23 protein-coding genes are annotated in these 20395 nt (G+C 46.9%); 18 read left to right on the top strand and 5 right to left on the bottom strand.

All coding sequences use genetic code 11. The features are described 5' to 3' along the window. The first annotated feature begins 76 nt into the window (after nucleotides 1–76). The 3 genes from HP401_RS12085 to HP401_RS12075 all read left to right on the top strand — a co-directional run bounded on the left by HP401_RS12085 (nucleotide 77) and on the right by HP401_RS12075 (nucleotide 2234). Nucleotides 77–652, top strand: coding sequence for a sigma-70 family RNA polymerase sigma factor (locus tag HP401_RS12085; protein WP_087343233.1), 576 nt, complete (start codon nucleotides 77–79; stop codon nucleotides 650–652). Further along, complete coding sequence (locus HP401_RS12080; RefSeq protein WP_173605166.1) at nucleotides 642–1706, top strand: hypothetical protein; 1065 nt, start codon at nucleotides 642–644, stop codon at nucleotides 1704–1706. Before HP401_RS12085 ends, HP401_RS12080 begins: the two co-directional genes overlap by 11 nt. A gap of 159 nt (nucleotides 1707–1865) precedes the next feature. Further along, nucleotides 1866–2234: a hypothetical protein gene (locus HP401_RS12075; protein WP_050763843.1), complete on the top strand. Its 369-nt coding sequence runs from the start codon at nucleotides 1866–1868 to the stop codon at nucleotides 2232–2234. A 62-nt stretch (nucleotides 2235–2296) separates the two neighbouring features. Here the strand turns inward: HP401_RS12075 and hcp are convergent, their stop codons facing one another. Continuing rightward, nucleotides 2297–3592, bottom strand: a complete 1296-nt coding sequence (gene hcp, locus HP401_RS12070) for a hydroxylamine reductase (protein WP_173605165.1) — start codon at nucleotides 3590–3592, stop codon at nucleotides 2297–2299. 146 nt (nucleotides 3593–3738) lie between these two features. Here hcp and HP401_RS12065 point away from each other — a divergent pair, with 146 nt between their 5' ends. Beyond that, nucleotides 3739–5238, top strand: coding sequence for a nitrate/nitrite transporter (locus HP401_RS12065; RefSeq protein WP_173605164.1), 1500 nt, complete (start codon nucleotides 3739–3741; stop codon nucleotides 5236–5238). A gap of 83 nt (nucleotides 5239–5321) precedes the next feature. Here the strand turns inward: HP401_RS12065 and HP401_RS12060 are convergent, their stop codons facing one another. Further along, complete coding sequence (locus tag HP401_RS12060; RefSeq protein ID WP_173605163.1) at nucleotides 5322–6029, bottom strand: Crp/Fnr family transcriptional regulator; 708 nt, start codon at nucleotides 6027–6029, stop codon at nucleotides 5322–5324. A 186-nt stretch (nucleotides 6030–6215) separates the two neighbouring features. On the opposite strand from HP401_RS12060, the gene HP401_RS12055 reads away from it, so the two are divergent. The 10 genes from HP401_RS12055 (at nucleotide 6216) to HP401_RS12010 (ending at nucleotide 13640) form a co-directional block, all read left to right on the top strand. Then, nucleotides 6216–7256 carry a hypothetical protein gene (locus tag HP401_RS12055; RefSeq protein ID WP_173605162.1) on the top strand — a complete coding sequence of 347 codons (1041 nt, stop codon included), beginning with the start codon at nucleotides 6216–6218 and terminating at the stop codon, nucleotides 7254–7256. After that, the gene (locus tag HP401_RS12050) at nucleotides 7243–9417 is read left to right on the top strand and encodes a molybdopterin oxidoreductase family protein (protein ID WP_173605161.1); all 2175 of its coding nucleotides are present in this window, start codon (nucleotides 7243–7245) and stop codon (nucleotides 9415–9417) included. Before HP401_RS12055 ends, HP401_RS12050 begins: the two co-directional genes overlap by 14 nt. Then, on the top strand, nucleotides 9410–9979 hold the full coding sequence (locus HP401_RS12045) for a 4Fe-4S dicluster domain-containing protein (RefSeq protein ID WP_088909171.1): 570 nt from the start codon (nucleotides 9410–9412) through the stop codon (nucleotides 9977–9979). Before HP401_RS12050 ends, HP401_RS12045 begins: the two co-directional genes overlap by 8 nt. Before the next feature lie 16 nt (nucleotides 9980–9995). Continuing rightward, nucleotides 9996–10529 carry a Rieske (2Fe-2S) protein gene (locus tag HP401_RS12040; protein ID WP_173605160.1) on the top strand — a complete coding sequence of 178 codons (534 nt, stop codon included), beginning with the start codon at nucleotides 9996–9998 and terminating at the stop codon, nucleotides 10527–10529. Then, nucleotides 10513–10716, top strand: coding sequence for a hypothetical protein (locus HP401_RS12035; RefSeq protein ID WP_173605159.1), 204 nt, complete (start codon nucleotides 10513–10515; stop codon nucleotides 10714–10716). Before HP401_RS12040 ends, HP401_RS12035 begins: the two co-directional genes overlap by 17 nt. A 28-nt stretch (nucleotides 10717–10744) precedes the next feature. After that, nucleotides 10745–11062, top strand: a complete 318-nt coding sequence (locus HP401_RS12030; RefSeq protein ID WP_173605158.1) for a hypothetical protein — start codon at nucleotides 10745–10747, stop codon at nucleotides 11060–11062. A 57-nt stretch (nucleotides 11063–11119) separates the two neighbouring features. After that, nucleotides 11120–11632: a hemerythrin domain-containing protein gene (locus HP401_RS12025; protein ID WP_041749606.1), complete on the top strand. Its 513-nt coding sequence runs from the start codon at nucleotides 11120–11122 to the stop codon at nucleotides 11630–11632. 164 nt (nucleotides 11633–11796) lie between these two features. Continuing rightward, entirely contained in the window at nucleotides 11797–12081 is a 285-nt protein-coding gene (locus HP401_RS12020; protein WP_173605157.1) for a DUF4183 domain-containing protein, read from the top strand. Between the two features lie 106 nt (nucleotides 12082–12187). Next, the gene (locus tag HP401_RS30165; RefSeq protein ID WP_064201427.1) at nucleotides 12188–12589 is read left to right on the top strand and encodes a DUF4183 domain-containing protein; all 402 of its coding nucleotides are present in this window, start codon (nucleotides 12188–12190) and stop codon (nucleotides 12587–12589) included. Nucleotides 12590–12740: 151 nt separating this feature from the next. Further along, entirely contained in the window at nucleotides 12741–13640 is a 900-nt protein-coding gene (locus tag HP401_RS12010) for an SDR family oxidoreductase (protein WP_173605156.1), read from the top strand. Between the two features lie 7 nt (nucleotides 13641–13647). On the opposite strand, the gene HP401_RS12005 is transcribed toward HP401_RS12010, so the two are convergent. The 3 genes from HP401_RS12005 to HP401_RS11995 all read right to left on the bottom strand — a co-directional run bounded on the left by HP401_RS12005 (nucleotide 13648) and on the right by HP401_RS11995 (nucleotide 15694). Continuing rightward, nucleotides 13648–14247 carry an undecaprenyl-diphosphatase gene (locus HP401_RS12005; RefSeq protein WP_173605155.1) on the bottom strand — a complete coding sequence of 200 codons (600 nt, stop codon included), beginning with the start codon at nucleotides 14245–14247 and terminating at the stop codon, nucleotides 13648–13650. Nucleotides 14248–14389: 142 nt separating this feature from the next. Then, nucleotides 14390–15055, bottom strand: coding sequence for a hypothetical protein (locus tag HP401_RS12000; RefSeq protein ID WP_173605154.1), 666 nt, complete (start codon nucleotides 15053–15055; stop codon nucleotides 14390–14392). 15 nt (nucleotides 15056–15070) lie between these two features. Then, nucleotides 15071–15694 carry a hypothetical protein gene (locus HP401_RS11995; protein WP_173605153.1) on the bottom strand — a complete coding sequence of 208 codons (624 nt, stop codon included), beginning with the start codon at nucleotides 15692–15694 and terminating at the stop codon, nucleotides 15071–15073. Between the two features lie 534 nt (nucleotides 15695–16228). Here HP401_RS11995 and HP401_RS11990 point away from each other — a divergent pair. From HP401_RS11990 to HP401_RS11975, 4 genes are read left to right on the top strand one after another with little or no spacing between them, the layout of a single operon-like run. Next, complete coding sequence (locus tag HP401_RS11990) at nucleotides 16229–17560, top strand: ABC transporter substrate-binding protein (RefSeq protein WP_015892947.1); 1332 nt, start codon at nucleotides 16229–16231, stop codon at nucleotides 17558–17560. Nucleotides 17561–17589: 29 nt separating this feature from the next. Then, entirely contained in the window at nucleotides 17590–18537 is a 948-nt protein-coding gene (locus HP401_RS11985) for a carbohydrate ABC transporter permease (protein WP_173605152.1), read from the top strand. Nucleotides 18538–18554: 17 nt separating this feature from the next. Then, nucleotides 18555–19382, top strand: a complete 828-nt coding sequence (locus tag HP401_RS11980) for a carbohydrate ABC transporter permease (RefSeq protein ID WP_173605151.1) — start codon at nucleotides 18555–18557, stop codon at nucleotides 19380–19382. Nucleotides 19383–19408: 26 nt separating this feature from the next. Next, nucleotides 19409–20371, top strand: a complete 963-nt coding sequence (locus HP401_RS11975) for a GNAT family N-acetyltransferase (protein WP_173605150.1) — start codon at nucleotides 19409–19411, stop codon at nucleotides 20369–20371. Nucleotides 20372–20395 lie beyond the last annotated feature (24 nt).

Genomic DNA, 20395 nt, shown 5'->3' with positions numbered 1-20395 from the left:
ATACGAAGAAAACCGAACCTTTTTTCGATCGAGAGACAATATAGGGTGTAAGCTGCTACTCAGGAGGGCCCTCTGAATGGAAAATGAAGAGATGTACCAATTACTTATAAAAATGAAAGAGGGGGATCAACAAGCGTTTCATACGATGTATGATGCCACCTTTCAGGACGTATACCGGACCGTCTCCTTTCTGGTTGATCATAAGCAGGATCGGGAAGATGTCATGAATGAAATCTATATGCAAATGTGGACCTCACTTGCTAATTACGATACGAACCGTCCTTTCCAGTTCTGGCTGCATGGCCTGGTAATCCGTCAAGTGCAGAGATTTCGGGTCAAGAGCTGGAGGAGATTCCGCATTGTTGAACGCATTCGTTCCTTCTCTCACGAAGAGTCTTATTTGGATGAACATACTGCGTTGATGGATGGCACAAACCAAATGATATCCCAGTCCATACGAAAACTGACCGACAAACAGCGGACAGTGATTATCTTCCGCTTTTATCATGACTATACGCTTGAGGAAATTGCGACTTTGCTCGATATTCCGCTGGGTACAGTCAAGTCCAGATATCATGCTGGCCTCCAGGCGCTTCGAAAAAACATAGGGAATCTCCCAGTGGAAAGGATGGAAAAAATCAATGACTATTGAACGCAAAATCCGTGAACATCTGCACGAAGAGGCACAAACGATGGAGTGCCCGCCGGCCATTTCCAAACGAATCGAACAATCCTATTCTCACTATTTACAACGAAAAAGGAGCGAAATAACGATGAAAAAACGATTAATTGGTGGAATTGTTGCTGCTGCGATTTTGATTCCAACCGCAGCATTTGCGGCCCCTGTTGTGATAGACATGCTTACTCGAGCACCAATGACTTCTGAACAAGTCAAGCTGGATGAGGCTGGAAAAGCAACACTTGAGAAGCTGTATCATGCCATTCCTGAAACACAATCATTTGAGATTATCAATGCAAGCTACCTTGGAGACCCCAATGATTCAACCAAAAAGGTCCAATTAAGCATCGTCTTGCAAGAAAAAGGGGGGACTGGCAAAAAGATTACCCTCCATACAAACGGTATTACGGATGAGATTCAAGACCTGACGCAAGAGAATTGGGAGCCTAAGGAGAAACCACTCATTACGTTACCCGATCAGGAAATCAAGGGGAAGGTAGATCAGCTCATTGATAAATTGTACGGCAACATCAAAGATTACGAGGTTGCCATGGAGCAAATGGACAATCCAGATCAAAAAGCATTTATCTTGAATTACACCAAGAAGGGATCAGTGGGAGAGGGTTACCAAGTATTTGTTCAGGGGAATAGCATTAGTCTTGCTCCGGTAGATTTTGAACCATCTAACGCTGAAGTAGAAGGTTATTTCTCTAGAGACGGTAAGCCAGATTACTATGCTGATAATTTTATAAACGATGAAAAACTGTTTGCTCTATTAAAAATGAGCCCGACAGAGTTAAAAGAAGAACTAGCAAAAGGGAAATCTGTTGTGGAGGTTGCAGCATCGAAAAATATCTCGAAACAACAAGTGATTGATGTGATTGCAAGAACACAGGCTGAAAGACAGCTTCAAGATGGAAAAAATAAAGTAACGATCAGCGATGATTTACTGAAACAAATGATGAAAGATGTTGAACCAAAAGTCGTACACGTAATTGAACACAAGACGGAAACGGAATGGAAATAGTCTATTGGGAATGGATTGGAAGAAGAGGCGGGAAACCGTCTCTTTTTGCGTCAAAAATAAAGTTGTGCGTCCGCCTACGGGAAGATTCATGATGGTTACGTATACTGTAACGTACTATTTTGACTACACGCTCAAGTCAATTGAAAGGAGAGGTCGACCGTGGCAATTGGACAGATGACTCGGGTCAGCTTGCCGTACCCCTCTACATGGGAAATTCAAGCGAGCTTCGGTGGAAGACCAACCACGTTGGGCACATTGGTGATTTCCAATGTCTCGAATGGCAGGGTCAGCGGTACCGTTAATTTCCGTGGTACTCCGACTCCCATACAAGGAAGTTGGGATGAGAGGTCCAGGCAAATCACGATTGAATCACCTTATGCCAATTTTGTTGGCACCTTGGCTTACAAAGAAGAGCCAACAATTGGGTTGCGACATTATGTATTACGAGGATCGGTTCGAATGAAGCCGCCATCTGTGCGGGCAGGAGAAGTGGGAACATGGACGGCCGTTACGCATTTACCGCTGTAAGGAAAAAGGAGGCACCTTCCTGTTAGAAGAAGGTGCCTCCTTTTGTGATGTGTGGTTACAGTTTATTGAGTGATTCCGAGCATTTGCTTCATATCTTCTTGAGCATCACCAATCAACTGAATATGGAACAAGTCTTGTAATACTTCCAGAACACCGGGTTGAATGAACTCAGGCAATTTTGGGCCGATCCGTATATCTTGTATCCCGAGGCTAAACAGACCGAGCAGGATGGCAACCGCTTTTTGTTCAAACCAGGAAAGAACGATACTTACTGGCAGCTCGTTCACTTCACACTCAAAGGCATCTGCTAATGCAGCCGCAATCGTTATGGTAGAAACCGAGTTATTGCACTGTCCCAAATCGATATATCTTGGGATGTCGGTACCTGGTACGGTGCCGAAATCTACATCGTTAAAACGGAATTTCCCGCAGGAGGTCGTAAGAATGACTGCTTCTGGCGGTAAGGACGTAGCCAATTCACGGTAATACTCGCCTCCCTTACCAGGAGCGTCACAACCAGCGATGACGAAGAAGCGTTTGATCTTTCCTTCCTTGACTGCCTGAATAATTTCAGGGGCGATGCCCAAGACCGTTTTATGATGATAGCCAGTCGTCAATGTCAGTTCCGATTCGATGGAAACCTCAGGAAGAGACAATGCTTTTTCAATGAGTGGCGCAAAATCGTTTTCTTCGATTTTCGTCACATTTTCCAAACCGGTTATATCATATGAAAAGAAACGATCGGCGTAGCTGCCTCGAATAGGCATCACACAGTTTGTTGTAGCCAGGATAGCGCCGGGAAATTTCTCAAACAACTGGCGTTGATCGTACCATGCTTTCCCGATGTTCCCTTTCAAATGAGGATATTTCTTCAGTGCGGGATAGCCATGTGCAGGCAGCATTTCGGAATGCGTATATACATTGATCCCTTTGCCTTCTGTCTGTTTTAACAGCTCTTCGAGAGCAAACAGATTGTGCCCCGTAACAACGATGCATTTTCCTTCTATTTTGTTTTGCGAGACGGTGATTGGCTGCGGCACTCCGAAATGATCCGTATGAGCTCGATCCAAAAGCTCCATGACTTTTATCGCGGCCTTCCCTACTTTCATGGCCATTTGCAAATGTTCGTCCAAGTTGAAATTCACATTCGTCAATGTAAAATAAAGGGCTTCCTGTGTAATTCCGTCCACTTCAGGATCGATATATCCCAGTTGTCGAGCATGTGTCGCATAAGCTGCAATCCCTTTTAAAGCAAAAATAATGGTATCCTGAATACTCGCAAGATCTTCATTCTTTCCGCAAACGCCGATGACCTTACAACCACCTGTTGGAGTCTGTTCACATTGATAACAAAACATGTATAATCCACTCCTTCGATTCAAGATTTCGCTTTGATTATAAGCGGATTGCCCCGGAAGGAGCTGTGATTAAAATCACAACGAAACCAAACTTTGCCTCTTATCATAGTGGATGAAGAAGATTTCCCAAGTGAGGGGTGTTGTTTATGGTACGAAAATGGCAGTTGCCGTTACAGACGTTGAGTCTTACGGTCGGTTTCATGGTATGGGTCATTCTGTCATCGCTCATGCCTTTTATCAAAGAAACCGTACCCATGAGTGCAAGCGAAGTGGCGTGGGTGACAGCGATTCCTGTTCTTCTTGGATCGCTGCTGAGAATCCCAGTTGGATATTGGAGTAACCGATTTGGCGCGAGGCTATTATTTAGCATCAGCTTTCTCTTGCTGCTGGCTCCTGTTTTCTATATTAGCCAGGCGACCACGTATACCGATTTGTTAATCGGCGGGTTATTTATAGGGATAGGCGGAGCGGTGTTTTCCGTTGGTGTCACGTCTCTACCTAAATACTATCCGAAAGAGAAGCATGGTTCTGTAAACGGAATCTACGGTATGGGGAATATTGGTACAGCGATCACGACGTTTTCAGCGCCAGTTCTGGCTAAATCGTTTGGATGGGCAACCACTGTACAGATGTTTATGCTATTGCTTGTGGGATTCGCAGTGCTTACCTTCTTGATGGGGGATAAAAATGAACCTAAGGTAGTGACTCCTCTTGGTCAGCAGATAAAGAGTGTCTACAAAAACGAAAAGCTGTGGTTGATCAGTTTGTTCTACTTTATTACGTTTGGTTGCTTCGTTGCTTTCACCGTGTATCTCCCGAACTTTTTAGTGAGCCATTTCCAACTGGATAAAGTAGATGCAGGTATGAGAACAGCAGGGTTCATTCTTTTGGCGACACTTGCAAGACCATTGGGAGGCTGGCTTGGAGATAAGTGGAACCCCTTCAAGGCATTGATGATTGTGTTTGCCGGGCTCGCCTTGTCTGGTATCGTTTTATCGTTTTCGCCATCGATTTTGATGTATACAGTAGGGTGCTTGTTGGTAGCGGCATGTGCCGGAATCGGTAACGGTGCTGTGTTCAAATTAGTGCCGATGTATTTCTCGCGACAAGCGGGGATTGTAAACGGGATCGTATCGGCTATGGGGGGATTAGGAGGATTTTTCCCGCCGTTGATCCTAACGCTGTTGTTTAATCTGACCGGGCATTACGCGATCGGTTTCATGGCGTTATCGCAGTTTGCACTAGTAAGCTTGGTCTTGGTGATGTGGATGTTTTACCAAGAGAAGCTGCAGCTCGCCGCCACCATTATGGAAAAGACGGGAGAGGCGATACTGATTACCGATACGCGAGGAGTCATTAAAAGTGCGAACCACGCTTTTACGAAAGTGACTGGTTATGAGATGAATGAAGTGATTGGCAAGTCCCCCAATATTTTAAAATCAGGCAGGCAGAATGCCGATTTCTATCAAAAAATGTGGGGCTCGATCAAGGAGAATGGCTATTGGCAAGGAGAGATCTGGAACCGCCGGAAGAATGGGGATCAGTATCTCCAATGGTTAACGATTAGCGCGATTCTGGACGATGCAGGTGACGTCGAGTACTATACTGGCATGTTCAGCGAGCTCGCGGAGCAAAGACATGGATAAAGAAGTTTAAATCACTGATGAAAAAAAGTCTTGGACGGACAAGTCCAGGACTTTTTTTGTGCAGGAAAGTATGTAGACTTTGCTCACATTTGACAAATATCAGGTGGGCAATCATCACAAAAAATCGCTTCTTTTAAATAGGCAAGGTCCTTAATCAAGATATGCCCGTGGGGAAGCAGATCGATGGAATCCTGTTTTTTTAGATCGGAAAGCATCCGGTTGACACTCTCTCGTGTCAGACCAATGAATTGTGCCAAATCACGATTGGTAAGGGAAAGGTCGATGAGGATTCCGTCGGGGTGTGGCTTGCCGTACGTGTTACTCATGCGGATTAGCGTGGAATACAAGGCGCCGATTTTGCCATTGAGTAGCAAATCGCGAAATTTGGACTGCATCCGCCTGTTCATCAATCCCATCCAACGCAGGAAGTCTACGCAAAATTGGCCGTTTTTGATGAGCATTTTTTCCAACCCTTGTCGCGGGATGATCCATACCTCACCCTCCATCAACATGGTTCCTGTGGAGGTGTACGTCAATTCCTGTTCGAATAGCCCGGAAACGCCAACTAACTCTCCTGCACCAAATACTTGCAGTGTTAATTCTTTTCCATCGTTCGTGTTTTTTGTGAGCTTGATTTGGCCCGACGAAATTAAGAATAGCTGATCGGCTCTTTCACCATCCAAAAAAAGAACGGCCCCGGGAACGAAATTTTTCCGAACAGAAAACGTTCCAAGGCTATTCACAAAATCGGAAGAAATCTGCTCGACAAACGTTGTACCATTTCCGGTCATGTGGGTCCCCCTTACAACAAGGATACATAGGTAACTCATTATATCATCATAAATTGATAGTTTGGGAAGAGGAAATCGTCCTGATTGTGGCAGGGATGTGAGGTAAATCACAACCTGGGTTTCGAGCCATTGCTACAATGGTCTCGAGCGAAAGGAAAAAATGAGCAGCAGCAGGGAGGGTGTTGTATGAACTATCTATTTGCTTCCAAAGTGGCGAAGCGTGCTTTTATCATCATTGCTTGCTTGTTCGTCTTAAGTTACGTGGGAACACGTTTTTTCACGCATATTGATTTGGCGCTTTACGGCTATATGGTGGGGACCCTTGTCTTTATCGGAGGTTTCCTTTATCGATTTTCTGCGTGGGCAGATCGCCCGCCAACGAATGTCATTTTGAAAAAGGGGCTACGCCTTCTCTTTCGTAAAAGCACGGCGAATACAGCAGTGGATCATCTGGCCATCTATCGCTTTATTTGGAATCGGGGATGGTACCGCTGGACACAGCACATTTTGCTGGGATGGGGATGCATCCTGGCCGCGTTTGTCACCTTTCCGTTAGTGTTTGGCTGGATGTATTTCACGATGACGGACAATGGCTACTATCAGGTCGTGTTCATGGGTGTGGATGTTCTGACCGTACAAGCGGATGGCTGGATTGCGTTTCTCTTTTACAACGCGTTGAACATTACTGCTTTTATGGTCATCGGTGGAGCAGTCATGGCCTTGTATCGCAGATTAAAGAACATGCAGGCACGGGCTGAACAATCCTTTGTCTACGACTTTTTGCCTTTATACCTGCTGCTGTTTATTAGCGTGACAGGCTTGATGTTAACCGCAAGCAACATGTTCTTAGGGGGCTTTGGGCACCCGGTCATATCAGTCACTCATCAATTTGCAGTGATTGTAACATTGATTTATCTGCCATTCGGAAAACTGGCTCACATACCATTCCGTCCCATGAGTGTGTTTGCACGTAATTATCGCGAGCACTATGGCGAGCAGGAAATGAAAAAGTGCAAAGTGTGCAGCAGCGAGTTTGTTTCTGCGGAACAGTCCGCAGATGTAATCAACGTGCTGGGTAAAAACGAAATGGCTTTTCAAATGGAAGAAGGATTCCACTTGGCTGAACTTTGCTTGCCGTGCCGCAGAAAATACCGGATGTTCCGCTTCACAGGAGTTCCTACGCACGAGATCAATGCCAGGGAGGCAAATCAACATGCCAAAGGATAAATTTTTTAAAGTAATTGAAAACAAGATACATCCGAATGAGAAATTGGTCAGCACGCACTGCAGCTACTGCGGTATGCAATGCGGGATGAACCTGCGTGTAGATACAACGACGAACAAGATTATTGGAGTGGAGCCACGATACGATTTTCCTGTCAATCTGGGGAAGATGTGCCCAAAAGGGGTGACGGCTTATCAGCAGGTGAACCATCCGGATCGGATACAGCGGCCGTTGATTCGAACAGATGCTTCATTAAAAGGCACGGCGGAAGGTTTTCGGGAAGCGTCATGGGAAGAAGCGCTTGACTTGATCGTTTCCAAGTTCAAGGAGTTGCAACACAACTATGGCAAAGACACCTTGTCTGTTTACTCTGGCGTTTCCATGACGAACGAAAAATGCTACCTAACGGGTAAGTTTGCGCGGGTTGCCTTGCAAACTCGCTATATCGACTACAATGGCCGCTTCTGCATGTCATCCGCCGCGGCAGGATTGAATCGAAGCTTGGGGATTGACCGCGGTTCTACCATTCCCTGGACGGACATTCACCAAACAGACTGCTTGTTTTTGGCCGGATCAAACGCGGCCGAGTGTCACCCAACCAGCATGTTCCGTATTTGGGAAGTGCAAAATCGAGGCGGCTATCTGATCGTAGCCGATCCAAGGGAAACACCTTTGGCACGTCGCGCTGATATCCACTTGGATCTGCGGCCCGGTACGGATTTGGCGCTGGCAAACGGAATCGTTCATCTCCTGATCGAGAATGGACATATAGATGAAGACTTTATTCGAAATCATACGAATGGTTTTGAGGAAACAAAAGAAGTGGTTGCTACCTTCACACCGGAGTATGTCAGCGAAATAACAGGAGTTTCGGTGGAGAAGATTGTGCGGGCTGCCGACATTTTCGGGAGGGCACCCGATGCGATTGTGATGTTTTGCCGTGGAGTGGAACAGCAAGCGAAAGGGACAGACAACGTATCGGCCTACACGAACATGTCGCTCGTCACAGGCAAGATTGGCCGCCCAAAATCAGGGGTTGCAACCCTTACTGGTCAAGGAAACGGTCAAGGGGGGCGGGAACACGGACAAAAAGCCGATCAATTGCCCGGCTACCGCAAGCTGGACAATCCTGAACATGTGCGTGAAATAGCGTGTGCCTGGGGCATTCCCGCGGAAGAGATGCCGCAGAAAGGTGTCTCTGCCTATGAGATGTTCCAGCTCATGAAGGATAAAACGATTCGCAGCTTATACTTACTCTGCTCCAATCCGGTTGTAAGTGCGCCAAATCTAAATCATGTTCGGGAGTCCCTGAAAAGTCTGGATTTTATGGTTTGCTGCGACTTTTACTTGTCCGAATCAGCTGAATACGCCGATGTCGTTCTTCCCGTTACGACTTGGGCAGAGGACGATGGTACGACAACCAATCTCGAAGGGCGCATCATTCGTCACCGTCAGGCACAGGAATGGTTTGCCGAATCCAAGCCTGACTGGTGGATTCAGATCGAAATCGCCAAAAGAATGGGGCGCGGACAATTCTTTACTCACTTGAAGTCTCCTCAGGATATTTTCAATGAAATACGTCAGGTCTCCAAAGGCGGAGTAGCTGACTACTACGGCGTCACCTACGAGAAAATTGATCAAAACAACGGTGTTTTCTGGCCGTGCCGCGAGGAAGGCGACGAGGGACAGCCCCATTTATTCCTGGATAAAAAATTTTATCACCCGGATGGCAAAGCCAAAATATGTGCGCTGCCTTACCGTCCGCCAGCGGAGGAGCCGGATGAAGAATATCCTTTGCGGTTAACGACGGGACGAGTTGTGTTCCACTATTTGTCCGGGAACCAGACAAGACGAATCCCGTTTTTGAAGGACATGTATCCTGATCCGCTGCTTGAGGTTCACCCAAAAACAGCGACACGTTACGGTATTGAACACGATGAGCTGGTCACTCTGAAAACGAGAAGAGGCGAGGCGCAGTACCGCGTGAAAGTGATCGAGGCGATTCGAGAGGATACGGTGTTTGTTCCGTACCATTGGGGAAAAGCGCAGTCTATCAATCTGCTGACCAACCCGGCATTGGACCCATATAGCAAAATGCCAGAGTTTAAAGCGTGCGCCGCGAAAATCATCAAGCACAAACATGGAGGAGTTCGCCATGGGTAAACAAGTCTTATACATCGAAATGGATAATTGCATTGGTTGTCGAAGCTGCTTGGCGGCGTGTACACAGTGTGGAGGTCACGACAACCGAAACCGAAACTACGTACTGGATGTCGACCCGTTTATCAGCAGACAAACGATTCCCCTCATGTGCTTTCATTGTGTCAATCCTGCTTGCGCCCGCAGCTGTCCTGCTCAGGCGATTCAAATCGCAGATAATGGGGCCGTATTGTCAGCCTTGGTAGAGAAATGCATCGGTTGCCAAAATTGTACGATTGCCTGCCCCTATGGGATTCCCAAATTTGATGAAGAACAGAATCTCATGTATAAGTGCGATCTATGCTACGACCGTACGAAAGAGGGAATCCCGCCGATGTGCGCTTCGGTTTGCCCGACAAACACCTTGCAGTGGATTGAGGAAGCAGAGCTGGAAGAAAAACGGGCACAGATTCCTTTGGCCAATGGCAAATGGACTGCCAGCCACGACCCGGATGTGCTGGAAGGCGAAACCAATGTGAAAATTAGCCTGCCTGGCATTCTGCAGGGCAAACAGAAGCTATTCTAGAGGGGAGATATACCTTATGGAGAACGAGAAAACCCGCCCCATTCCGTTGAAGGATGACAATTACACGCATAACATCAATCGTTCCAATGAGCGTAGTCTGGATCGACGGAGTTTTATGAAAACAATGGTAGGAGCGGCCGGTCTTTTCGCGGCATCTACTCTGCCATGGGGAGCATTAGCTGCCAAGGAGCTGATGAGTTCATCCAGCAAGTCGTATCCCACACAAAAAATCGCGAATCTCAGCGATATAAAGCCCGGAGATGCGATTGAGTTTGCTTATCCAGGAGAGCATGACAGCGCGTTGTTCGTTTATGTGAAGGAAAAGGAATACAAGGCGTATCAAAATGCATGTACCCACCTGCGTTGTCCGGTATTTTGGGACCGGGATGAGAAAGAGCTGCTATGTCCTTGCCATCATGGGAAATTTGATATTGCCACAGGTAATCCGCTCGCTGGTCCCCCAAGAAGACCACTTCCGGAAATTTTGCTGAAAGAGAAAGATGGAGCCGTATACGCTGTAGGGGTGAAGAAATATGAAGAGCAGCTATAGAGGTGTCATCCTATTAGCATTGATCTTATTCGCCAGCATTGTTTGCACGCAGTACACAGTCAACATGTATTTTGCACAGCGCTATATGGAGGTACTCTTGCTCAGCGGTGCAACGGTAGTGTTGTTCCCACTGGCATGGATGGTATTGAGAAAAGACCAGCGAAATCGAAGAGAACAAAGAAAATAATCTGGGAAAGGGAGTGTGATCAGTTGTCATGAATCCGAGTAAGCAAACGATTGCCGAGCTTCACCAGGAGCTGCCTGCCTTGGTGGATAAAAAAATGGGGATACTCATTCAAGATTTGGCGGATAATGCTGAACCACACAGTCCGGCTCTCTTAGAAAGGCAGCTGGCAAAATGGGAGATCACGGAGGATGAGGAGCATCTGCGACTCTATTTTAATCCTTGCCAGTTTGTTGCGATTCCCCTCCAGAATGGACCGGTTGTTTTTTCGCAAGAGGATGACTGTATTCGAATGGTTGCTAGGGACAATCGGGGACAGCTAGCGTATCGCATTTCTTTTGGTAACTAACTCCCACTAGTAGATGGAGGGATTGTAATGGGACCACCGCCTATAGGATGTATGGGGATGATGCAGGAGTTTGAAGGGAGAAGGAAGCTCTGTCCAGCCCTGGAAAAACTGAAAGACGAGCACCTAGCATTAGCTGAGCAGATGAATGAGCTCGTTCATCTGGCAAATAACCTGAAAGCTACTGCCGAACCTACGAAACGAAAAAAAGGCTTAACAGAGCTCCATGAGCTGGCGTCCTCGTTTCGGGCAGAACTGGAGAAACACTCCAGACGCGAGGAGGAAGACCTGTATCCCCTGATGGCTAACTATATCGAACGGGAGATGGGACCGATTGCTGTCATGGAGGAAGAGCATGATCTTATTCATGAAAGCCTGATGTCGTTCATGCGAATCGTAGAAAAGGAAAAGTCTGAACCAGTTGAAATAGAAGCGGTCCACACTCATTTGCTGAAGTCAATAGAAATCCTCATGGAACATTTCTTTAAAGAAGAGAGTGTGCTCTTCCCGATGGCAGAATACGTATTGAGTGACGCAGAAAAAGAGCAGTTGCGAGTACTGTTTCAAGCTTAGAAATCATGTAGCCCTCCTACTGGTAAAAGTGGGAGGGTGATTTCGTTTTCCAATTATATTCTTTTAAGGGGAAATGTGCGTGTTTCTACTGTCATTTGTCGGTTTCAATCAGATGAAACTAATCATTTACTAGTAGGGATTAATTAGAGGAGGAGGTGTTCAATGTGCCGATTGTTAAACCGTATCTAACCTCATTGAGATTTACGTCCACCATGGGTGCTGGAACTGGTACTGGTGCAGCGTTTGCCATTGCGGCAACTGCATTTACCACTGACGCTGGCGCTGCTGCGACAGCATTTCCTAGTACGTTTGCTTTTTATAATCTCTACGTCAACGGTGTGCTTCAGGCAGGTAATACTTCCACAATCACAACGACAGCGATCACGATTCCAGATGGAAATGCCGAAAACGGTGGTACACCTGTAGTTGTAGAATTTGTCGTTAACTAAGGTGAATAGATTGGTGGCCCCAGGTGGATGGAATGTGCCTGGGGTTCACTCTATGTGTAAATCGGAGTGAACGGTCGAAGCACTTCGAGAAAGGACGAGTGATTTCATGAGGCGCTATGTCACACAGTCATACACCGTGAGGAGACAGTGTCTGCAAATCGTCCAGCCATTAGGTTGTCCCGGGATTTTTCCAGTAAAGCCCTCCCCCACGTGTCCTCCCTGTCCCCCATGTCCATGTACGCCTGGTATCATACGAACAGAAACCTATCAGTATACAGCAATATCAGATGGAGTCAAAAATGTGTATACCAACAGTGATGCTGTCATGCCATTCAGTACTTCCGGGATTCTGGATCCGAATGAAGTTTCGGTTGTGAATCTATTCATCAATGGAATGCTACAACCTTCCAATTTGTATGTTGTCCAGCCGGGAGTTTTGATTCTGAGTGACATTCCTGTACAAGGTGTTCCTCTTATTCTTCAGTTCATTAAGATGATTGTCTCATAAATGGTAGCTTCCATCTCGGGAAAAGGTCATGTCATACATACATGCCATTTTCCTTCCATGTTGTGCCCTTGATGGCGTACACGGCGCACATCAAGGAGGGTAGGCGAATATCATGGCGATATCGACTGAAACCGTACAGGAGGTATTTTCCATGTATCCGAGATACCCATACTACAGTTACAAAACTACTTGCGAAGAGACTCCCCTTACGTTTCCGCCTCAGCATCAGGATCGACAACCGGGGATGGAATACTTGATGGTCCCGCGACCGATTTTCGATAATCCTGACTATATCGGAAGTGGCAAGCTTCGGGGAAAGGTAGCCATTATAACGGGTGGAGATAGCGGGATCGGCCGGGCCGTAGCGGTTGCTTTTGCGAAGGAGGGGGCAGCTGTAGCGATTCCTTATTTGGATGAGCACATCGACGCCGAGGAGACTAAGCAAGTCGTTGAGTATTACGGAGGGCAATGTTTGCTGCTGCCGGGAGACTTGCGCGACGAGACTTGGTGTCGGGAGGTCGTACGCCAAACGGTTGCCTGTTTTGGCAAAGTGGATGTGCTTGTTTTGAATCAAGGCGTACAGTTTCCACAAGAAAGCATCCTCCAGATAAGTCGCGAGCAACTGGAAGACACGTTTCGCACCAACCTTTTCCCCTTATTTTACATCACACAAGAGGCGTTGCCGCATTTGCAGCCAGGCAGTTCCATCATTAGTACGGCTTCGGTTACTGCCTATGCGGGTCATCCGCAATTGGTTGATTATTCAGCAACCAAAGGGGCCATCGTCTCCTTTACCCGCTCCTTGTCCCTTCAATTGGTCAAGCAAGGCATCAGGGTGAATGCAGTTGCTCCTGGACCAATCTGGACTCCGCTGCAAGTATCCAGCTATTCGGCAGAATACATCACGACTTTGGGTGTCGACACGCCGATGCGTCGCGCAGGACAGCCGTTTGAGCTGGCTCCGACCTATGTCTACCTGGCCTCGGATGATTCGGGATATGTCACGGGCCAGGTATTGCATGTCAATGGTGGAACGATTACAGGGACGTAGCGGTGAATTAAAAGTCTCTCGTCTTCGATTTGGTAGGCAAGATCGCTTGCTCTCCCTTTTCATAGAAAGCCAGTAGAGTATGGACAAAACTCAATCTCGGCACGATTATATAGACCGCTAAGGCAGACCCAATGCTGATCAAGGCACCCACAATGACATCTGCCGGATAATGAACGCCTACCAAAATGCGAGAAAGCCCGACACAAACAGCAAGCAGCATCCAGAGTGGCCCCGTCGTCTTTCTAAAAAGCCAGTAGGTCATGCAAAAGGAAAAAAACAAGATCGTATGGTCGCTGGGAAATGAATTGTCGACAGCTTTTTGTACCAATTGATTGACATTCGCAAGCTCTGCGAATGGCTGATTATTCGCATGAAGGCTTCCAGCTACTTTCCCGAATAGCTCAGCGATGACAAACGTAAATGTCGCACAAACGACCATGAGGCGATTCTCATGTTTTCTCGTAAACCAATACACCAAAGCGCTTAACGCCAGAATAAACACCGTATATTCCGCTACGTAAAAAGACACGGGATTGAGAGCCGGATACTCTTTCCCCAAGTCATTAATCAAGCGGAAATAGTGAATGTTGATTTCCATGCCATTCATTTTGGAGATCCCCCTTTACATGTAACAGGAGAATTTTAATCGATAAGAGAGAAATGGGAAATTGATTTACCTTACGAAATATTACAGGGTTGTAAGGTTGGTTCGGTAGCATCAAAAAAGAGACGGCAGAACCGTCTCTTTTTCATTGGGCAAAAGTTTTTTGTTTTTTGTTTTTGCCCGCTGCTTTGGGATAAATGTCTTTTTTGACAGCCTTTAATTTTCCGGCACGATCCATGGTCACGTTGATGGTATGATCCGGGGAAGTGTAAATGACAAGAACCTGTGTCTTGTTATCCTGGACAGTAGAGGAGCTGATCTGTGAGAACTTGTATTTTTCTGCTTGCTTTCCAAACAAAAGCTTGAGGTGCTCCTTGCCTTTTTTGATCGCTTCCTCATCACCTAAAGCCTCTTTCGAAGAGGGGAGTCCGTTTTGAATGTCTACGCTGATCAGCTCTCCTGTACTTGCGTTTACATGGACAACTCCGAAGTCTGGGGTAGTACCGTCTGGTTTGCTCGACAAGATCACTTCCAGACGTTCGATCGGACCAGAAGTGGCGGCAACTTTCTCTTTTACGATGGAGGTGATGTGATAGTTCTTCAGGTCAGGGATGGCTTCTTTGACGTGATTCAGAGTCGCTTTTGCTTTTTGATTCAGATCGTTTATGGAAAGCTCTTCTAACTTGGTCGCAGTTACAGTTGCTTTCTCTTTGTGGGAAGAGGCTGCTGCGGCTTCGTTGGTCAGAATAGGTGTGTTTGGCAAAAGGAGTGCCGCTATCAGGGCAAAGGGTAGTACTTGGTGTTTGAACATTCGAAGCAACCCCTTTTATTCTTCGATAAGCATATCTTTTTTGGCAGCCTTAAGCTCACCTTCGCTATCCATTGTCACGTAAATGTCATGGTCTGGTGCGGTGTAAATCACGAGAATTTGTTTTGCTCCATCTCCGAAAACATAGTTGCGAACATCAGATACCCCATACTTGTCTGCTTTCTCCCCAAAAAAATGTTTCAGGTACTCGAAACCCTTCTTGGTGGCTTCTTCCTTGTTCAATTTCGCTTCCGATTTAAGCAAACCGTTGGCTATTTCGGCGCCAATGAGTTCTCCTGTTTTTGCGTTCATTCTGACAAGTGCGTGATGAGGCTTCTCACCTTCAGGGGTACCCATCAGTTCCACTTCTAACTGGTCGATTCTATCACCGTTTCTGGTTTTTAAATTTTCATAGACTCTCACGTGGATAATGTCATACTTCTCCATATCAGGCATGACTTCTTTGACCAGTTCTAGTGTTGCTTTTGCATTGTCATCCAGGTTTTCTGCTGTCAATTTTTTGCTAATGACCTCTTCTTCGGTGGAGGATGCTTTTGCGGCAGCTTCGGTTGTCAAAACGGCAGAGTTCGACAAAAGCAAAGCAGTCATCAGTGTGAATGCTAGTGCCTTACGCTTGGACATTCTCAATCAGCTCCATTATTTGTAAATTAGGTGTACATGGATTAATACGGAAAGACATCTCCATAAGTAACTGTAAAAATTGTGAAAAATTATAATGGATCGAACATAAGAGAGAAAGTGTCGAAAAATAGTTTTGAAATTTTATTTCAAATCTGACAATTCATCTTGATATTTTATTTCAAGCGTCTATAATACAAAATATGTAATCCATTACCACGTCTCACCATAATGTAAGCGCTTAATAATCCTGTGAACTAAAGGGGTGATATCGTGTTGAATGGCGGGTTGCTGCGCATCCGCGAATCGTTGCACAATATCAAGCGTTCTGAACAAAACGAAGGAGCTGTTCCGCGCCATTCTGATTCCCACTTCCTCCTTAGACTACACAAACTCCTGCCTTTATCCTTTTATCCTATCAGTTAGTAAAGAGTCCATTACCTTCAAAGTATCCACATGTAGCTAGAAGTACGTGAGGCGTTTGGAAATATCGTTAGCTATGCAAGTTTTCATTTATTGCAATTGGGGAGGTTTTCCATGAAAAAGAGAAGGTTTCTCTCAGTACTCGGTTTGATTGGCTTAACCGCGGCATTGCTTATTTCCGGATGTAGCAGCCAGTCCTCCACACAGCAGGGGGACAAAGTCGAATTGTATATGGGCTACAACTCTGATCCGCCCACGAAGAAAAAGATGGAAGAAATTATCGCAAAATTCGAACAGTCACATCCGAACATCAAAATCAAAACAATGACAGCACCTTATGATGACTTCTATCAAAAGCTGACGACTCAGATCGCGGCTGGGAATGCACCTGATCTTTGGCAGAGCGACGGGACAAAAGTATTTGGCTACGCCCAACGTGGCGCGATTCTCGACATCACCGACTACGTCACGAAAGAAATCAGCAAAGAGGAGCTCAACGGTCTGGAGTTCAACAAAGACTCTGACGGGAAGTATTGGGGAGTACCACAGGGCATTCAAGTCGGAGCGCTTTTCTACAACAAGGATTTGTTCGACAAAGCGGGCGTACCATACCCTACGGCTGACTGGACCTGGGATGATTTAAAGGCGGCTTCCGTCAAGCTGACCCTCGATGCCAACGGGAAAAATGCAGATGATCCTGCTTTTGACAAAAAATCAGTGAAGCAGTACGGCTTCGCGTTTTTCGGTAGCTCACGCGGGGCGTTTAACATCTTGAAAGCGTATGGTGGCGGGGTATTGGACCCGACGTTGAAAAAATCGATTATCAACAGCCCGGAGAACAAAAAAGCGGTCGAGTGGATGGTCGACGGCATGCAGCGCAAGCTATTCCCGAATCCGGCTGATCTAAAGGCGTTCCAAAGCAACTTCAAAGCGTTTTTGAGCGGGGCTGTAGCGATGCAAATCGATATTTACGCAGCAACAACCTCGATGAATGGTGCAGGGTTGAATTACGATGTCGCTCCTATGCCAAAAGGGCCGGACGGCAAACGCTTCGCACCCGTCATCGCCAACTCATGGGTCATCAACAAAAAAGCAGAGGAAGAGAAGGTCAAGGCCGCTAAAGAATGGATTACCTACTGGACGACATCTGATGAAGCGCAAAAAGAGTGGACAGAAGTAGGCGAAGCTATTCCAGTGAAAAAATCAGTGGCGAATTCCGAAATGTTCCTAAACCCAGCCACGAAGCCGGAAAACAAAAAAGTGTTCCTCGATACCTTGGAGTTCGCAGGCACGATTGATACCAACGCTGTCTTTACCGAGTGGGTGAAGGTGTTCACGGATAATCTGGCGGAGCTGTTCATGGATAAATACGGAACGGACGACTTCATTACGAAAACAGACCAAGGCATTCAAAAAGTTCTGGATGATTTCTTCAAGAAGCAGTAGTCATCTATCAGTGAGGATGTGTGCCAACCATGCTAGAGCTGCAAACCAAGCAACAGGCGAATCCTGCTGTGAAAAAGAGAAAATGGTTGGATAGCGAGGGGAGATGGGGACTACTCCTGGTCTCCCCTTATCTCATCCACTTTCTCGTATTCGTCGTGGGAACATCGGTCGCGTCATTGTACTTTAGCTTTTCGGATTACGATATTTTAAATCCGCCCAAATGGACGGGCTTGGACAACTACGCAAAGCTGTTTGAAGACCCGCTGTTTTATCGCTCGTTATGGAATACGGTCTATTTTACGATCCTGTACGTTCCGGCCAAAACGTTTTTGGCGTTGCTGTTAGCGGTAGCCCTGAATCAAAAGCTGAAGGGCCTGAAATTTTTCAGGATGGTTCACTTTTTGCCGGTGATCTCCTCATGGACAGTGATCGCGTATGTAGCGGATGCGGTATTTAACCAGCGGATCGGTTTTGCCAATGCTTTTCTAACCAAACTGGGCATCGCCCCGCAAAACTGGCTGATTGATGAATTCTGGGTCATCCCGGTCTTGGTTCTCATCGCCATCTGGAAATCGGTCGGTTACATGATGATTATTTTTCTGGCTGGGCTGCAAGGAATTTCTTCTGACATGTACGAGGCAGCCTCGATTGATGGAGCGAACGCTTGGCAAAAGTTTTGGCGGGTGACAGTCCCGATGATTTCCGGCACGACGTTTCTGGTGGTCATCTTGAATACGATTTACTCCTTCCAAAACTTCGAGCAGATTTTTGTTATGACGGGTGGCTCTACAGAGGCAGGCTCGACAGGTGGTGCGAATAACGCCAGCCTCGTCCTGATGCTATTCATGTTCCGTCAAGCATTCAGCTTTTTCAAAATGGGCTACGCCTCTGCTATAGCGTGGGTGTTGTTCCTTATCCTGCTTGCCATTACGCTCATCCAATTCAAGCTGCAAAAGAAATGGGTTCATTATGATTAAGAGGCAAGGAGGTAGCCATGCAAAAGCGTTTTCCACTCAATAAAATCGCCGGATACCTGTTTGTCATAGCGAGTGCGTTGATTATGCTGGTACCGTTTTTGACGACTGTGTTTAACTCGCTGAAAACCTACAAGCAGTACATGCAATTTCCGCCAGAATGGCTGCCCAATCCAACACAGTGGAGCAATTATACAACCGTGTGGGAACAGGCGAATTTTAGCAGCTATACGATCAACAGTCTGATTGTTGCGATTCTTTCTGTTATCGGGGCTTTATTGTCCAGCTCGATGATTGCCTTTGCTTTTGCCAGGCTGCGTTTTCCTTTCCGCGACACGCTGTTCATGATTGTGCTGGGAACAATGATGATCCCGGGGATCGTCACGATAGTCCCGCAGTTTATTATCTTTAAAAATTTGGGACTGCTCGACACGTTGGCCCCGCTTTGGATTTTGGAGTGGCTCGGACAGCCGTTTGCCATTTTTTTAATGAGGCAAGCATTTTTAAATATCCCGAAGGATTACGAGGAAGCGGCAAAGCTGGATGGCTGCAATCCGTTCCAGATTTACTGGCGGGTGTTTTTGCCGATGTGCAAGCCTTCCTTGGCAACACTGGCAGTCTTTACGTTTATGGGGAAGTGGAATGAGATTTTGGCGCCAGTCATTTATCTCATTTCGGACGAGAACTTTACGCTGCCGATCGGGATTTTGTCTTTGAGCGGTCAGTACAAGACAGAGGATCAACTGCTGGTAGCAGGGGCCTTGATCAGCTTGATCCCGATTTTGATCGTGTTTTTGTTTGCGGAGAAATATTTTGTGGAAGGCTCCAAAACTTCTGGATTGAAATAGGGCGTAGTAAGGGAGGCAAGCATCCGATGCAATACGTACCTTGGGACGATCAATATGCGGACGCTCTGTGCGAGCTGTGGAATCAGGAGTTGGGTGATCGCTTTCCCATGCGGACGGAGCTCATGCGGCAAAATAGCTTCGAGGATCAGAATGTAGTCAAAGCCGGGTCGTGGATTGCGGTAGATGCTGTGACGCAGCGTCCCGTTGGTTTTGTCGTGGCCAAATGCTGGCAGGAAAGGCTCGACATTCAGTTGGGGAAAGGCATTGGCTGGGTACAGGTCTTGCTCGTGTCTACAGCACATCGCGGGCAAGGGGTCGGACGTGAATTGCTGGCAAGAGCAGAAAATGCGTTGCGAGAGCAAGGGGTGGAAAAGGTCTTGCTGGGGCGCGATCCGTATCATTACTTCCCGGGTATACCCGATGAATCTGCGGACGTAAAAGCGTGGTTTGAGCGACAAGGGTATCATTCGGAGGATCGGTTGGAGAACGATCTGTTAGGCCGATATCCCGAATCAGCAGAGCTGGAGTTGCCAGAGGTACCAGATGGCCGCTTTCGACTGTTGACAAGGGAGGACGAAGATGCCTTTTTGGCCTTCTTGCATCGATGCTTTCCCGGACGCTGGGAATATGAAGCCATTCACTATTTTCAGCGGGGAGGAACCGGACGCGAATTTGTCGTGGTGGAGCTGCACGGTGAGATCGTCGGTTTTTGCCGGATCAATGATGCCAATTCCCCTTTTATTGCCCAAAACGTATACTGGGCTCCTTTGTTTGCAGATGGGCTGGGCGGCATCGGTCCGTTGGGCGTGGATGCGGAGTACAGAGGACGGGGCCTGGGACTGGCGATTGTGGAGGCAGGCATTGTGGCTTTGCGAAATCGCGGTATCTCAAACATTGTCATCGATTGGACGACGCTGGTCGACTTCTATGCGAGGCTCGGGTATCGCAGCTGGAAGCAGTATGCGAAGTACGGTAAAACATTCTCTTAACAAGAGTGGGTCAGTAGGGAGGAG

Source organism: Brevibacillus sp. HB2.2 (assembly GCF_013284275.1).
GTDB classification, from domain to species: domain Bacteria; phylum Bacillota; class Bacilli; order Brevibacillales; family Brevibacillaceae; genus Brevibacillus; species Brevibacillus brevis_D.
Note: the sequence above shows the minus strand (reverse complement) of the source record. Positions and strands in the feature narration are given on the sequence as shown.

Bases quoted from the DNA above. Each gene is read 5' to 3' on its own strand.
- HP401_RS12080 (WP_173605166.1), top strand. From the start codon at position 642: ATGACTATTGAACGCAAAATCCGTGAACATCTGCACGAAGAGGCACAA.
- HP401_RS12060 (WP_173605163.1), bottom strand. From the start codon at position 6,029: ATGACCGGAAATGGTACAACGTTTGTCGAGCAGATTTCTTCCGATTTT.
- HP401_RS11980 (WP_173605151.1), top strand. From the start codon at position 18,555: ATGCAAAAGCGTTTTCCACTCAATAAAATCGCCGGATACCTGTTTGTC.
- HP401_RS12050 (WP_173605161.1), top strand. From the start codon at position 7,243: ATGCCAAAGGATAAATTTTTTAAAGTAATTGAAAACAAGATACATCCG.
- HP401_RS12010 (WP_173605156.1), top strand. From the start codon at position 12,741: ATGTATCCGAGATACCCATACTACAGTTACAAAACTACTTGCGAAGAG.
- HP401_RS12005 (WP_173605155.1), bottom strand. From the start codon at position 14,247: ATGAATGGCATGGAAATCAACATTCACTATTTCCGCTTGATTAATGAC.
- hcp (WP_173605165.1), bottom strand. From the start codon at position 3,592: ATGTTTTGTTATCAATGTGAACAGACTCCAACAGGTGGTTGTAAGGTC.
- HP401_RS12000 (WP_173605154.1), bottom strand. From the start codon at position 15,055: ATGTTCAAACACCAAGTACTACCCTTTGCCCTGATAGCGGCACTCCTT.
- HP401_RS11990 (WP_015892947.1), top strand. From the start codon at position 16,229: ATGAAAAAGAGAAGGTTTCTCTCAGTACTCGGTTTGATTGGCTTAACC.
- HP401_RS12085 (WP_087343233.1), top strand. From the start codon at position 77: ATGGAAAATGAAGAGATGTACCAATTACTTATAAAAATGAAAGAGGGG.
- HP401_RS12065 (WP_173605164.1), top strand. From the start codon at position 3,739: ATGGTACGAAAATGGCAGTTGCCGTTACAGACGTTGAGTCTTACGGTC.
- HP401_RS11985 (WP_173605152.1), top strand. From the start codon at position 17,590: ATGCTAGAGCTGCAAACCAAGCAACAGGCGAATCCTGCTGTGAAAAAG.
- HP401_RS12040 (WP_173605160.1), top strand. From the start codon at position 9,996: ATGGAGAACGAGAAAACCCGCCCCATTCCGTTGAAGGATGACAATTAC.
- HP401_RS12025 (WP_041749606.1), top strand. From the start codon at position 11,120: ATGATGCAGGAGTTTGAAGGGAGAAGGAAGCTCTGTCCAGCCCTGGAA.
- HP401_RS11975 (WP_173605150.1), top strand. From the start codon at position 19,409: ATGCAATACGTACCTTGGGACGATCAATATGCGGACGCTCTGTGCGAG.
- HP401_RS12035 (WP_173605159.1), top strand. From the start codon at position 10,513: ATGAAGAGCAGCTATAGAGGTGTCATCCTATTAGCATTGATCTTATTC.
- HP401_RS30165 (WP_064201427.1), top strand. From the start codon at position 12,188: ATGAGGCGCTATGTCACACAGTCATACACCGTGAGGAGACAGTGTCTG.
- HP401_RS12030 (WP_173605158.1), top strand. From the start codon at position 10,745: ATGAATCCGAGTAAGCAAACGATTGCCGAGCTTCACCAGGAGCTGCCT.
- HP401_RS12055 (WP_173605162.1), top strand. From the start codon at position 6,216: ATGAACTATCTATTTGCTTCCAAAGTGGCGAAGCGTGCTTTTATCATC.
- HP401_RS12045 (WP_088909171.1), top strand. From the start codon at position 9,410: ATGGGTAAACAAGTCTTATACATCGAAATGGATAATTGCATTGGTTGT.
- HP401_RS11995 (WP_173605153.1), bottom strand. From the start codon at position 15,694: ATGTCCAAGCGTAAGGCACTAGCATTCACACTGATGACTGCTTTGCTT.